The organism is Winogradskyella marina (genome assembly GCF_015645385.1).
GTDB lineage: Bacteria > Bacteroidota > Bacteroidia > Flavobacteriales > Flavobacteriaceae > Winogradskyella > Winogradskyella marina.
The window spans coordinates 17,882-30,936 of the sequence record NZ_JADOET010000022.1 but is presented as its reverse complement, the minus strand read 5'-3'; the positions used below and the strand labels follow the sequence as shown (position 1 = coordinate 30,936).

Genomic DNA, 13,055 nt, shown 5'->3' with positions numbered 1-13,055 from the left:
CGAATCTCCGTGTCAACTTCGCACACCTCCGCGTAAAATATTTAGCATTCCAACTTTGCGTCTCTGCGTCTTCGCGAGCATTTTTTTAATTTATAGAATTCAGATTGTAGTTTAAAATAATCTCTCAGTGAATCTCTGTGCATTCTCCGTGCAAATCTGCGTAACATTTTTTAGCATTCCAACTTTGCGTCTTAGCGAGCATCTCAATTTAAGTATAAGTCTATAATTTTAAAACAATCTCTCCGCGAATCCCCGTACCAACTTCACACACCTCCGCGTAACATCTTTTTAGCTTTCCAACTTAGCATCGCAGCATATCTTTGTGTTGTCTTTGTGGAACTCTGCGTTATAACTCACAGTAATCTGAATTTAACTTTTCATGGGTTTTGATAACACAACATTTAACGTAACTTTGCAGCGCAAAATAAAACTATGAACTACGTAGAAAATATATTAGGTACTATAGGAAATACTCCATTAGTGAAAATGAATAAACTAGTGGAAGACTTACCTTGTTTAGTACTCGCAAAATACGAAACCTTCAATCCTGGCAACTCTGTAAAAGACCGAATGGCCTTAAAAATGATTGAAGATGCAGAAGCCGATGGTCGCTTAAAACCAGGAGGTACAATTATAGAAGGGACATCAGGAAACACAGGAATGGGGTTAGCCTTGGCAGCTATTGTAAAAGGTTACAAATGTATTTTTGTAATGGCAGACAAGCAATCAAAAGAAAAGGTGGACATTATGCGCGCCGTTGGAGCAGAAGTTATTGTATGTCCAACAGATGTAGAGCCTACAGATCCACGTAGTTATTATTCAGTATCAAAGCGTTTAGGAGAAGAAACGCCAAATTCTTGGTATGTCAATCAGTATGATAATCCAAGCAATACAAATGCACACTACGAAAGTACAGGTCCTGAAATTTGGGAACAAACCGATGGTAAGATTACACACTTCGTTGTTGGTGTTGGAACAGGAGGAACGATTTCTGGAGTTGGTAAATATCTAAAAGAACAAAACCCGAATGTCAAAGTTTGGGGAGTGGATACCTATGGTTCAGTATTTAAAAAATATCATGAAACCGGAATCTTCGATGAAAACGAAATTTACCCTTATGTAACCGAAGGCATTGGGGAAGATATTTTACCTAAAAATGTGGACTTTAGTTTAATCGATGGGTTTACAAAAGTAACCGATAAGGACGCTTGTGTTTATACGCAACGCTTAGCTAAAGAAGAAGGGATGTTTTTAGGAAACTCAGCAGGTTCAGCAATTAAAGGAGTATTGCAATTAAAAGAGCATTTTAAGCCAGATGATGTGGTTGTGGTGTTATTTCACGATCATGGAAGTCGTTATGTAGGTAAAATGTTTAATGACGATTGGATGCGCGAGAAAGGTTATATAGACTAAAAAATTCCTGTGAAAGCAGTAATCTCTTTATAAAAAGTCAAAATCCTGATCAGTAAATCAGGATTTTTTTTTGATTTATATCGTTTGGACAGCAACGAAATAATCTAAGAGATTTTAAAATACAATGATGAAAGATAACATGTTACGTTTATCTAGTTTGCCTTTTACTTACTTATTGACTATCTTTAGTGTTCAAAATCAATCCTTATGAAGCAATTTTACATATTCATTTTAGCTATTAGTATCAGTATCGTTGGCTTTTCGCAAAACACTAATATTCAATTAGAGTTGGTGAACCCAAGTATTGGTCAACCATCAACAACCGATTATTTTGCTACTGTTTCTAATGATGATGATTTAAATGCCATATTGAGTTCTTATAATGTTACGGCTTATCAGGTGCTATATCCAGAAGTTCATTCCGATTTGTTTTATGATGATACGTCATCTATTTCTAGGTTTATAGATGTTGTGTGTCAAGATTGTGACATAGCACAGCTTATTATTGATGTAACTGCGCATTCTGATGTCGTTAAGTATGCTACTGCAGATGCTGAAAGTGACTTAATAATTAATAATGCATTAACTTTTAATTTAGTCGATAACTCTATAGGAGAAGCCATTGGTGTTAATGATATGAATATTATTGAAACCAATGATGAGGGTCTAAATCAAATTTTCAGCGATTATAATGTTAGAGGTTACGAACCAGTTGAAAACCCTTATAATAATTTTTGGGGAAATGAATCTATAATTTGTGACTGTGATGCAGCCTTGTTAAAACAAGAATTAGAATCTTATTCTACTGTGATTTCTGAAGTTTATGAGGTATCAGGTGGTATGCTGTTATCTTTAGATGACGTTACAGAATTAGTTGTAAGTATTTACCCAAATCCTTTTAAGAGTAAAGTAAGTGTGGAAATAAAACAGCCTTTAAAACACATAATGTTTTATGATGTTTTAGGAAAGCAGATTTTCAAATCGTCTTCAATTCTAGATTTAGAGAACTTTTCTTCAACATTAAAATCTGGAGTTTACCTTTTAAAACTTTTAACAACAGAAGGTAAATCCTTGACTAAAAAGCTAATAAAGTCATAAATTACAATTGTATTGATTATTTTAGAGGATGCAAGAAGACTTCCTTCATTACATCTGGAAACACAAAGCCTTCGATTCATCGTCACTAAAAACAACAAAAGATGAAGCGATTAGCATTGCTAATTTAGGACATCATAACCATAATGCTGGTCCAGATTTCTTCAACGCACAATTAAGTATTGCAAATCAACTTTGGGCTGGTAATGTAGAGATTCATATAAAATCGTCCGATTGGTATGTGCATAATCATGAAATTGATAAAGCCTACGATAACGTCATTCTTCACGTAGTTTGGGAACACGATACCGAAATTTTCAGAAAAGATAATTCTGAAATTCCAACATTAGAATTAAAACATTACGTTGATAACACCTTAATTTATTCGTATCAAAAGTTGATACAATCTAAATCTTGGATTAATTGTGAAACTGATTTCCATAACGTCGATGATTTTTTACTCAACAATTGGTTAGAGCGATTATACATAGAACGATTAGAACAAAAATCTGAAACTATAAACCAATTATTAAAAGACTCTAATAACGATTGGGAAGCTGTTCTCTTTAAAATGCTACTTAGGAATTTTGGACTTAAAGTAAATGGTGATCGTTTTTTAAGTTTAGCAAACTCGTTTGATTTTTCAATCATTAGAAAATTACAAAACGATGTTTTAAATGTAGAAGCTTTATTTTTTGGACAATCGGGTTTATTAGTAGAAAACACTATTGAAGATGCTTATTTTAACGACCTCAAACAGCGTTATGCTTTTCTAAAACAAAAATTTGATCTCGATAATCGTGCCGTTTTACCATTGCAATTTTTTAGGTTACGACCGCCAAATTTTCCAACGATACGTTTATCGCAATTTGCAAATGTATATACGTCAGAATCAAATTTGTTTTCAAAAGTAATGCAGTTAAATACACGCGATGAGTTTTATAAATTCTTTAATAAAGGTGTCACAGCGTTTTGGAAGACGCATTATACCTTTGCGAAAACTTCAAAATCGTCTCAAAAAATATTAACCAAACCTTTTATCGACTTGCTAATCATTAATACACTTATTCCTCTAAAATTTAGCTATGCTAAAGCTCATGGCAAACCTATCGAAGATTCCGTTTTTCAGCTTATAAAAGAAATTAAAATAGAGAGTAATAGTATTGTTTCTAAATTTTTAGAGTTGAAACCAATAGAGAAAACTGCGTTAAGCTCCCAAGCATTATTGCAGCTAAAACAACACTATTGCGATAAAAATAAGTGTTTACAATGTGCCATTGGCAATAGCTTAATAGTGAAAAATTGAGTAAATTGCACTTTGATCTATCCATAACTAAATTTTTACTTTTAAAAATTTTGTTGTGGATGTGCTACTACAAAAAACAACAGTTATAAACATGAAGTGGTTCTACAATCTCTTATTATATTTTCAAAAACGCGGCTATTACGTATGTCAACGTATAGCTGATCGATTGGGTATAAGAGCTAAAGTGGTAAGAACCTCTTTTATATACTTAACATTTGTTACGGTTGGCTTTGGTTTTGCTCTGTATTTGTTTTTAGCCTTTTGGATGCGCATTAAGGATTTAGTGTATACAAAACGCTCTTCAGTTTTCGATTTGTAGCCTTAAATTGAAAAAAAAAGTTAACAGAAAGTCGAGTTTTAGTCTAAAAAAAGTTGTTTAAAATTGGTTATAAAAGATAATAAAATTGAATTCTGAATACAAAATTGAATAACCAATTGCACTCATTTTATAGGTTGTTACTTTATTCACTCAATTTTTTTTTGCATCTTGTCACCTTTAAAACTAAAAATTAACTTAAAGACTAACTAATTTATTCCTCCCATGAAGAAATATCTTCTATCAATTCTTGCACTTTTATTACCGCTTATAAACTTTGCACAAGAAACAACTTCCGAAAAAATAGATACCATTTTTAAGGATTATACAGGTTGGTTTGTTGATGCAATTTTTTATGAAATTCCATTTTCAGAAACGTTTCAGATTCCTTGGGTTCTTATTGTGTTAATTGGAGGGGCGTTATACTTCACTTTTTATTTTAAATTCATCAATATTACAGGGTTTAGAATGGCGATTAAAGTGGTTAGAGGACAATTTGAAGATATTGAAAAACATGGAGCTGATACATTATATGGTGATTCTACACCAAATGAGGGAGAAGATATCATTGAAACAATACGAGACGATAGCGCTGAAGGAGAGGTGACGCATTTTCAGGCCTTAACAGCGGCATTATCAGCAACCGTAGGATTAGGAAATATTGCAGGTGTTGCCGTAGCACTATCTATTGGTGGTCCTGGAGCAACTTTCTGGATGATTGTTGCTGGTTTACTTGGTATGGCTTCAAAATTTGCAGAATGTACGCTTGGTGTAAAATATAGAGATGTAGGTGAAGATGGTACCGTTTATGGAGGACCAATGTACTACCTAACCAAAGGGTTAAAATCTAAAGGTATGGGGCGCTTTGGTAAAGTACTTGCTGTATTGTTTGCCATTTTTGTAATTGGTGGGTCTTTTGGCGGTGGAAATATGTTTCAAGCCAACCAGGCCGCGGCACAATTTGTAAAGCTTTTTGACTTTGATCCCAATTCTAATGCAGGTCTTTATTTTGGTCTTGTAATGGCTGCACTTGTAGCTGTTGTAATTATTGGTGGAATTAAGCGTATTGCTAAGGTTACTGAAAAAGTAGTGCCTTTTATGGCAGGAATTTATGTGTTAGCGTCTTTAATAATTTTAGGCGCTAATTTTAGTTTAATCGACGATGCTTTTGCTTTAATCTATGAAGGTGCATTTTCTGGATTGGGTATTGCAGGTGGACTAGTTGGTGTAATGATCCAAGGTATTAGAAGAGGAGCATTTTCTAACGAAGCTGGTGTTGGTTCGGCAGCAATTGCACACTCTGCAGTACGTACAAAATATCCCGCGTCTGAAGGAATTGTAGCATTATTAGAACCTTTTGTAGATACTGTTGTAATTTGTACAATGACAGCATTAGTGATTGTAATTACCAATTTTGATGGAGGCTTTATGGAGTATGGAGTTGAAGTTAAGGAAGGTGTAGAAATTACGGCAACAGCGTTTGATTCTGTAATTCCGCACTTCTCAATTATATTAACTATCGCAGTCATATTATTTGCATTTTCAACAATGATTTCTTGGTCGTATTACGGTATGCAAGGTTGGGTGTTTTTATTCGGCAAAGGAAAAGGATCAGATTTAGCTTATAAAATATTATTCTTATTCTTTGTTGTGGTAGGAGCTTCAATTAGTCTTGGTGCAGTAATTAATTTCTCTGATGCCATGATTTTTGCAATGGTAGTGCCTAATATTATTGGTGTGGTTATATTATCACCAATTATTAAAAAGGAATTAAAGAAATACTACAAAGCGATTAATGTTAAGGAAGATGCGATTGAAGATGGAGCAGATGATTTAAATGAAATTTTATAAATAAACAATTTGAAATATGAAATCCCATTTCCAGTTTTCTAATAAACAACGGAATGGGATTTTTTTGTTATTGGCTATTATTATCATTTTGCAATGTGTGTATTGGTTTATGCCTAACATTTTTGCAAGTACTAATGATAAACGTCATGAAAATCAAAAGGAAGTTAATGCCTTTAAAAACGAATTAGATTCACTCCGTTCAGTTGAAATAGAAAATAGGAAACCAAAAATATATCCTTTTAATCCAAATTATATAACCGATTATAAAGGATATACTATCGGAATGACTAATGAGGAGATTGATAGACTTCATAAGTTTAGAGAATCAAACCAGTGGGTTAACTCTGCGGAGGATTTTCAGAAGGTAACTAAAATATCAGATTCACTTTTAGCTGAGGTGTCACCATATTTCAAGTTTCCAGATTGGGTGACTAACCCAAAACTGAAGTCTCAAAAATACAGCAATTCGTTTTCAAACTCAAAGACACCAAAAACCTTCAATCAAAAGATAGACTTAAATAAAGCGACGGCAATTCAATTAAAAAAAGTTTATGGAGTAGGAGAAAAACTATCGGAACGAATTGTAACATATCGTAATAAATTTAAAGGTGGTTTTATTGCCGATATTCAATTAAGTGAAATCTACGGTTTGTCGCCAGAAGTTATTGAACGTATTAAAAATGACTTCACCGTAAAAACGCCAAGACCAATAAAAAAAATTAATCTTAATACGGCGACTAGAGACGAACTGGTCACTATTCAATACATAGACTATGAAATAGCACATCATATTATTGAAGAACGAACATTAAGAGATGGCTTTAAATCTTTAGAAGAATTAACAAAAGTTGAAGATTTTCCTGTTAAAAAATTCAAGATTATTAAGTTATATTTGCATCTCTAAAAAAAAACACTAATCTATGTCTAATTTATATTTTACGGAAGAGCACAATTTATTTCGAGAAAGTCTTCGGGATTTCTTAAAAAAAGAAGTCGTGCCACATATTGATGAATGGGAAGAAACAGGTCATATAGAACGTTTCATCTGGAAGAAGTTTGGTGATATGGGCTATTTTGGTTTGGCTACACCTGAAGCTTATGGTGGACTAGATTTAGACTTATTTTATACCGTGATTTTTCTTGAAGAAATGCAACGCATCAACTCTGGTGGTTTTGCCGCAGCAATGTGGGCACATGCATATTTAGCAATGACGCATCTTAATAAGGAAGGTAACCATGAGCAAAAAGAAAAATACCTAACACCAAGTGCTTTAGGTGACGCTATAGGTTGTCTTTGTATTACGGAACCATTTGGCGGAAGTGATGTTGCCGGAATGCGTACAACAGCTGTTAAAAAAGATGATACCTATATTATAAATGGTTCTAAAACGTTTATTACAAATGGTGTTTATAGCGATTATTTGGTAGTTGCTGCTAAAACAAACCCAGAATTAGGAAATAAAGGGATTAGTATTTTTGTAATGGATAGAGATACACCAGGTATTTCCGCTACTAAATTAGATAAATTAGGTTGGAGAGCATCAGATACAGGTGAAATTGCTTTTGATAATGTAGAAATTCCTGCGTCTAATTTAATGGGCGAAGAAGGCCAAGGTTTTCCTTATATTATGCAACACTTCTCATTAGAGCGTTTAATAATGGGAGTCAATTCACATGCAAGAGCAGAATACGCTTTAGAGTATGCTAAACAATACATGTCTGAAAGAACAGCTTTTGGTAGAACTATAGATAAATTTCAAGCCTTAAGGCATACGTATGCAGATTGCGAAACACAAATGGAAATTTGTAAGCAATTCAATTACTACGTTGCTAAACGTCTAGATATGGGAGATTACGTTGTAAAAGAAGCGACGATGTCTAAATTACAATCAACAAAAATGGCAGACGATGTTATTTATCAATGTCTTCAGTTTTTAGGAGGTTACGGCTATATGGAAGAATATCCAATGGCACGTTTGGCAAGAGATAGTCGTTTAGGACCTATTGGAGGCGGAACTTCTGAAATACTGAAAGAAATTATCGCTAAAATGGTAATTGATAATAAAGATTACAAGCCCGCTACATAGTTTGTTAAATTACCATTTTAGCGAAAATAGTTTTTTATAGCGCTAAATTGGTAATTGATAATAAAGATTACAAGCCCGCTACATAGTTTGCCAAATTACCATTTTAGCGAAAATAGTTTTTTATGGCGCTAAAATGGTAATTGATAATAAGGATTATCAACCAGCAACATAAGAGTATAATTGTAACGATATTAAATATAATCCTGCTATTCGGCAGGATTTTTTTTGTTCTTTTTCAATATTAGTTCAAGTTAATGGTTATATTTAAAACACATCAAACTAATGCCATGCACCTTAAATCATTTTCAGATTATTTATTGTTAGAAAAATCGTACTCCAAGCACACGGTATTAGCTTACACAAGAGATATTGAAAATTTTCAAAGCTTTTTAAATCAATACCACAACTCTGAAGATTTGGCACAAGTTGGTTATTCCGAAATACGACAATGGATTGTGACACTCGTTGATCGTAAAATTTCTAACCGAACCATTAATAGAAAGGTATCATCACTAAATACCTATTATAAATTTTTATTAAAAACAGAGGATATTGAAGTAAACCCTCTTAAAAAGCATAAAGCTTTAAAAGTAGGGAAGAAGGTTCAACTTCCGTTTTCAGAACAAGAATTAAAATCCGTATTAGAAGATGCAATTCATATCGAAGATTTTGAAAGTGCCAGAAATTATCTCATTATAGAACTGTTTTACGCTACAGGAATTAGACGTATTGAACTTGTAAATTTAAAATTGTCTGATATCGATATTAGAAACAATCAAATAAAAGTTTTAGGAAAGCGTAATAAAGAAAGGTATATACCATTAATAGAATCACTATCTAAGTCCGTAAGTCGTTATTTAGATTATCGAAAGAATTTACCTATAATAGAAGACAAGGAGATGTTATTTTTAACCCAAAAAGGTCTTAAAATTTACGAAAAGCTTGTTTACAGAATAATAAATAAGTATTTTAGTATGGCATCAACGAAAGCAAAATGCAGCCCTCATGTGTTAAGACATTCGTTTGCAACGCACTTACTAAACCAAGGTGCAGATTTAAATGCCATAAAAGAACTACTCGGACATACTAGCTTAGCCGCGACTCAAGTGTATACACACAACAGTATTGCCGAATTAAAAAAAGTGCATGCCAAAGCACATCCAAGAAATCAACGTTAAGCCTAGCTTAATATTTATAAATCTGTGTTAGATTAATTATCTAGCACTTTTGTTTAACTTAAAATAAACTAAATGAAAGTAAACACACAATCCGTTAATTTTACGGCCGACGGTAAACTAATTGACTTTATTCAAAGACGAATGGATAAGTTAGATATGTTTTATGATAAAATAATTCAATCCGATGTATATTTAAAAGTTCAAAACACAAGCGACAAAGAGAATAAAATCTTTGAAGCTAAAGTAAGCGTACCAGGTGATAGCTTTGTAGTTAAGAAGCAATGTAAAACTTTTGAGGAAGGAACTGACGCGGCAATTGCGTCTCTTGAAAGACAAATAAAAAAGCGAAAAGAAAAATTAAGAGCACATAGTTGAAATTTTTTTCAAAAAATGTTTTGATTAAAAAAATAAAGTCTTACATTTGCAGTCCGTTAGAAATAGCGGACTTTTTTATGGTCAGTTTTTGAGCGTAAAAATGTAAGAAAAGCCGATGTAGCTCAGCTGGCTAGAGCAGCTGATTTGTAATCAGCAGGTCGTGGGTTCGAGTCCCTCCATCGGCTCTTTAAAAGTTTGTTTTCTCAGCTTGAAGAAAATAGGTTTTTAATAATTGAAATATTGAATTTTTGGGGAGATACTCAAGCGGCCAACGAGGGCAGACTGTAAATCTGCTGACTACGTCTTCGCAGGTTCGAATCCTGCTCTCCCCACAAATATTTTTAAAAGTAGTTTTTAAAGGTTCGCTTTTGTGAAGTTGCATTTAAAAATTGTTTAGATTGGGTCATCAATCTAGGGTTGCTGAATAAAAAGAAGTAATCTAAAATGAACATGAAAATTTGAAATATTGAATACCTTTTCAGAATGTAAAAATTTTGATAAAATGCGAGAGTAGCTCAGTTGGTAGAGCGTCAGCCTTCCAAGCTGAATGTCGCCGGTTCGAACCCGGTCTCTCGCTCTAAAAATTTACGAATTAAGACGCGTGATTTTCACTTCGTAAATCTAATTAATCGGTAATCGTAAATGAAATGCCGGTGTAGCTCAGGGGTAGAGCGTTTCCTTGGTAAGGAAGAGGTCACGAGTTCAATTCTCGTCATTGGCTCTTTTTTCTAAGTTACAAAGTTAGAACAACAATTGAACACTAATAATAATAAGATTAAAATAAATTAAACATGGCAAAGGCAACTTTCGATCGTTCAAAACCACACTTAAATATTGGTACTATTGGACACGTAGATCACGGTAAAACAACTTTAACTGCTGCTATTACTAAAGTATTAGCTGATGCAGGTTATTCAGAAGCAAGATCATTTGATCAAATTGATAATGCTCCAGAAGAAAAAGAAAGAGGTATAACAATTAATACGTCTCACGTAGAATATGCAACATTAAACCGTCATTACGCTCACGTTGACTGTCCAGGTCACGCGGATTATGTAAAGAACATGGTTACAGGTGCTGCTCAAATGGATGGCGCTATTTTAGTTGTTGCTGCAACAGATGGTCCTATGCCACAAACTCGTGAGCATATCTTACTTGGTCGTCAGGTAGGTATTCCTCGTATCGTTGTATTCATGAATAAAGTGGATATGGTTGATGATGAAGAGTTGTTAGAATTAGTTGAAATGGAAATCAGAGATTTATTATCTTTCTACGAATATGATGGAGATAATGGACCTGTAGTAGCTGGTTCTGCATTAGGTGCACTTAACGGTGAGCAAAAATGGGTTGATACAGTATTAGAGTTGATGAACCAAGTTGATGCTTGGATTGAAGAGCCAACTCGTGATATGGACAAGCCTTTCTTAATGCCAATTGAAGATGTATTCTCAATTACTGGTCGTGGTACTGTTGCAACTGGTCGTATTGAAACTGGTGTAGCTAACACAGGTGATCCTGTTGAGATTATCGGTATGGGTGCTGAGAAATTAACATCTACTATTACTGGTATCGAAATGTTCCGTCAAATCTTAGATAGAGGTGAAGCTGGTGATAATGCTGGTATCTTATTAAGAGGTATTGAGAAGTCTCAAATCTCAAGAGGAATGGTAATTACTAAGCCAGGATCTGTAACTCCACACTCTAAATTTAAAGCTGAAGTTTATATCCTTAAGAAAGAAGAAGGTGGTCGTCACACACCATTCCATAATAACTACCGTCCACAGTTCTACGTACGTACAACTGACGTAACAGGAAACATTGCGCTTCCTGATGGAGTTGAAATGGTAATGCCAGGTGATAACTTAACAATTACTGTTGAGTTGATTAACACAATTGCAATGAACGTAGGTTTACGTTTCGCTATCCGTGAAGGTGGTAGAACAGTTGGTGCTGGTCAGGTAACTGAAATTTTAGACTAAACTTTATAGTTAAAATATTTAATTAAGGTGTCTCGATATTTCGGGATGCCTTGATTATTGTTTACGGGTTTAGCTCAGTTGGTAGAGCACTGGTCTCCAAAACCAGGTGTCGTGAGTTCGAGTCTCTCAACCCGTGCAAAAGTATAATTGGATGCGTTTTACATCCGTAATAAAATTATAATCAAATGGCAGGATTAATAACATATATAAAAGAATCGTTCGGCGAGTTAAAGAACAATGTGTCATGGACACCTTGGCCAGAAGCTCAAAGGCTAACTGTAATCGTTGCAGTGTTTTCAATTATTTTTTCGTTAGCTATTTGGGGAGTGGATACTGTTTTTAGTAGAGCAGTAAAATCTTATTTTGATTTTATACACTAACAAATATACAAGAAGAAGATGTCTGAAAAAAAGTGGTATGTTGTTAGGGCCGTAAGCGGTCAAGAAAACAAAATTAAAACTTATATTGAAAATGAAATTTCAAGATTAGGTTTAGATGATTTTGTAGATCAAGTATTAGTTCCAACCGAAAAAGTAATTCAAATTCGTAATGGAAAGAAAATAAATAAAGAAAAAGTTTATTTTCCGGGTTACATTATGGTTCAAGCTAATTTAAGTGGTGAGATTCCTCACATTATTAAATCAATCACTAACGTTATTGGTTTTTTAGGTGAAACAAAAGGAGGTGATCCTGTGCCTTTAAGACAATCTGAAGTAAACAGAATGTTAGGTAAAGTAGATGAATTGTCTGTAGAGGCAGATGCAAATGTTGCAATTCCATTTACTAAAGGTGAAACTGTTAAGGTAATCGATGGACCATTTAATGGATTTGATGGAACAATCGAAAAAATTAATGAAGAAAAGCGTAAGCTAGAAGTAATGGTGAAGATTTTTGGAAGAAAGACACCATTAGAATTAAGCTATATGCAAGTAGAAAAAGTATAATAATTGTTACATAAAGAGCGTATTATCTATGCTTCCAATTATAGATAGGCGTAATAAACATTAAGAAATGGCAAAAGAAATAGACAAAGTAGTTAAGCTACAAGTTCGGGGAGGTGCTGCGAATCCATCGCCACCGGTAGGACCCGCTTTAGGTGCCGCTGGAGTTAATATCATGGAGTTCTGTAAGCAATTCAATGCTAGAACACAAGATAAGCAAGGTAAAGTTTTACCTGTTGCAATCTCAGTTTACAAAGACAAATCATTTGATTTTGTAATTAAGACTCCTCCAGCAGCAGTACAATTATTAGAAGCGGCCAAACTAAAGAAAGGATCAGGAGAACCAAACCGACGTAAAGTAGCAAAAGTAACTTGGGATCAAGTTAAAGCGATTGCTGAAGACAAAATGGTAGATTTAAATGCCTTTGAAATCGGATCAGCTATGAAAATGGTTGCCGGTACAGCAAGATCGATGGGTATCACTGTTAAAGGAGGAGAAGCTCCAAACTAAATT

Annotated in this window: 13 protein-coding genes and 5 tRNA genes; all 18 read left to right on the top strand. The window is 34.0% G+C overall.

Going from position 1 to position 13,055, the window contains the following annotated elements; translation table 11 throughout:
- Positions 1-432: 432 nt before the first annotated feature.
- The 18 genes from ITJ86_RS16390 to rplK all read left to right on the top strand — a co-directional run bounded on the left by ITJ86_RS16390 (position 433) and on the right by rplK (position 13,052).
- Positions 433-1,413, top strand: a complete 981-nt coding sequence (locus ITJ86_RS16390) for a PLP-dependent cysteine synthase family protein (protein WP_195872735.1) — start codon at positions 433-435, stop codon at positions 1,411-1,413.
- Between the two features lie 207 nt (positions 1,414-1,620).
- A complete protein-coding gene (locus ITJ86_RS16385; RefSeq protein ID WP_195872734.1) occupies positions 1,621-2,511 on the top strand; it encodes a T9SS type A sorting domain-containing protein in 891 nt (296 codons plus the stop codon).
- A gap of 28 nt (positions 2,512-2,539) precedes the next feature.
- The gene (locus tag ITJ86_RS16380) at positions 2,540-3,814 is read left to right on the top strand and encodes a DUF2851 family protein (protein WP_195872733.1); all 1,275 of its coding nucleotides are present in this window, start codon (positions 2,540-2,542) and stop codon (positions 3,812-3,814) included.
- A 91-nt stretch (positions 3,815-3,905) separates the two neighbouring features.
- Entirely contained in the window at positions 3,906-4,133 is a 228-nt protein-coding gene (locus ITJ86_RS16375) for a PspC domain-containing protein (RefSeq protein ID WP_195872732.1), read from the top strand.
- Positions 4,134-4,355: 222 nt separating this feature from the next.
- A complete protein-coding gene (locus ITJ86_RS16370; protein ID WP_195872731.1) occupies positions 4,356-5,981 on the top strand; it encodes an alanine/glycine:cation symporter family protein in 1,626 nt (541 codons plus the stop codon).
- Positions 5,982-5,997: 16 nt separating this feature from the next.
- Positions 5,998-6,885 (top strand): ComEA family DNA-binding protein, encoded by an 888-nt coding sequence (locus ITJ86_RS16365; protein ID WP_195872730.1) that lies wholly within the window; start codon positions 5,998-6,000, stop codon positions 6,883-6,885.
- A 16-nt stretch (positions 6,886-6,901) separates the two neighbouring features.
- Positions 6,902-8,068, top strand: a complete 1,167-nt coding sequence (locus ITJ86_RS16360; protein WP_195872729.1) for an acyl-CoA dehydrogenase family protein — start codon at positions 6,902-6,904, stop codon at positions 8,066-8,068.
- Between the two features lie 287 nt (positions 8,069-8,355).
- Positions 8,356-9,246, top strand: a complete 891-nt coding sequence (locus tag ITJ86_RS16355) for a tyrosine-type recombinase/integrase (RefSeq protein WP_195872736.1) — start codon at positions 8,356-8,358, stop codon at positions 9,244-9,246.
- A 72-nt stretch (positions 9,247-9,318) separates the two neighbouring features.
- Entirely contained in the window at positions 9,319-9,621 is a 303-nt protein-coding gene (gene hpf / locus ITJ86_RS16350; protein ID WP_195872728.1) for a ribosome hibernation-promoting factor, HPF/YfiA family, read from the top strand.
- Between the two features lie 111 nt (positions 9,622-9,732).
- Positions 9,733-9,806: transfer RNA gene (locus tag ITJ86_RS16345), tRNA-Thr, on the top strand.
- A gap of 65 nt (positions 9,807-9,871) precedes the next feature.
- Positions 9,872-9,953, top strand: a tRNA-Tyr gene (locus tag ITJ86_RS16340).
- Positions 9,954-10,125: 172 nt separating this feature from the next.
- Positions 10,126-10,198 (top strand) — tRNA-Gly (locus ITJ86_RS16335).
- 72 nt (positions 10,199-10,270) lie between these two features.
- Positions 10,271-10,342: transfer RNA gene (locus ITJ86_RS16330), tRNA-Thr, on the top strand.
- Between the two features lie 70 nt (positions 10,343-10,412).
- Positions 10,413-11,600, top strand: a complete 1,188-nt coding sequence (gene tuf, locus ITJ86_RS16325) for an elongation factor Tu (protein ID WP_195872727.1) — start codon at positions 10,413-10,415, stop codon at positions 11,598-11,600.
- A 63-nt stretch (positions 11,601-11,663) separates the two neighbouring features.
- Positions 11,664-11,736: transfer RNA gene (locus tag ITJ86_RS16320), tRNA-Trp, on the top strand.
- A gap of 49 nt (positions 11,737-11,785) precedes the next feature.
- Positions 11,786-11,980, top strand: a complete 195-nt coding sequence (gene secE / locus ITJ86_RS16315; protein ID WP_195872726.1) for a preprotein translocase subunit SecE — start codon at positions 11,786-11,788, stop codon at positions 11,978-11,980.
- A gap of 18 nt (positions 11,981-11,998) precedes the next feature.
- Positions 11,999-12,544, top strand: a complete 546-nt coding sequence (nusG, locus tag ITJ86_RS16310; protein WP_195872725.1) for a transcription termination/antitermination protein NusG — start codon at positions 11,999-12,001, stop codon at positions 12,542-12,544.
- 67 nt (positions 12,545-12,611) lie between these two features.
- A complete protein-coding gene (gene rplK / locus ITJ86_RS16305; RefSeq protein ID WP_195872724.1) occupies positions 12,612-13,052 on the top strand; it encodes a 50S ribosomal protein L11 in 441 nt (146 codons plus the stop codon).
- The last annotated feature ends 3 nt before the right edge of the window (positions 13,053-13,055 follow it).

What these genes read in the sequence shown, in the direction of transcription:
- nusG (WP_195872725.1), top strand. Translation starts at nt 11,999, where the DNA reads ATGTCTGAAAAAAAGTGGTATGTTGTTAGGGCCGTAAGCGGTCAAGAA.
- ITJ86_RS16355 (WP_195872736.1), top strand. Translation starts at nt 8,356, where the DNA reads ATGCACCTTAAATCATTTTCAGATTATTTATTGTTAGAAAAATCGTAC.
- ITJ86_RS16370 (WP_195872731.1), top strand. Translation starts at nt 4,356, where the DNA reads ATGAAGAAATATCTTCTATCAATTCTTGCACTTTTATTACCGCTTATA.
- ITJ86_RS16385 (WP_195872734.1), top strand. Translation starts at nt 1,621, where the DNA reads ATGAAGCAATTTTACATATTCATTTTAGCTATTAGTATCAGTATCGTT.
- ITJ86_RS16365 (WP_195872730.1), top strand. Translation starts at nt 5,998, where the DNA reads ATGAAATCCCATTTCCAGTTTTCTAATAAACAACGGAATGGGATTTTT.
- tuf (WP_195872727.1), top strand. Translation starts at nt 10,413, where the DNA reads ATGGCAAAGGCAACTTTCGATCGTTCAAAACCACACTTAAATATTGGT.
- ITJ86_RS16360 (WP_195872729.1), top strand. Translation starts at nt 6,902, where the DNA reads ATGTCTAATTTATATTTTACGGAAGAGCACAATTTATTTCGAGAAAGT.
- ITJ86_RS16375 (WP_195872732.1), top strand. Translation starts at nt 3,906, where the DNA reads ATGAAGTGGTTCTACAATCTCTTATTATATTTTCAAAAACGCGGCTAT.
- rplK (WP_195872724.1), top strand. Translation starts at nt 12,612, where the DNA reads ATGGCAAAAGAAATAGACAAAGTAGTTAAGCTACAAGTTCGGGGAGGT.
- hpf (WP_195872728.1), top strand. Translation starts at nt 9,319, where the DNA reads ATGAAAGTAAACACACAATCCGTTAATTTTACGGCCGACGGTAAACTA.
- ITJ86_RS16390 (WP_195872735.1), top strand. Translation starts at nt 433, where the DNA reads ATGAACTACGTAGAAAATATATTAGGTACTATAGGAAATACTCCATTA.
- ITJ86_RS16380 (WP_195872733.1), top strand. Translation starts at nt 2,540, where the DNA reads ATGCAAGAAGACTTCCTTCATTACATCTGGAAACACAAAGCCTTCGAT.
- secE (WP_195872726.1), top strand. Translation starts at nt 11,786, where the DNA reads ATGGCAGGATTAATAACATATATAAAAGAATCGTTCGGCGAGTTAAAG.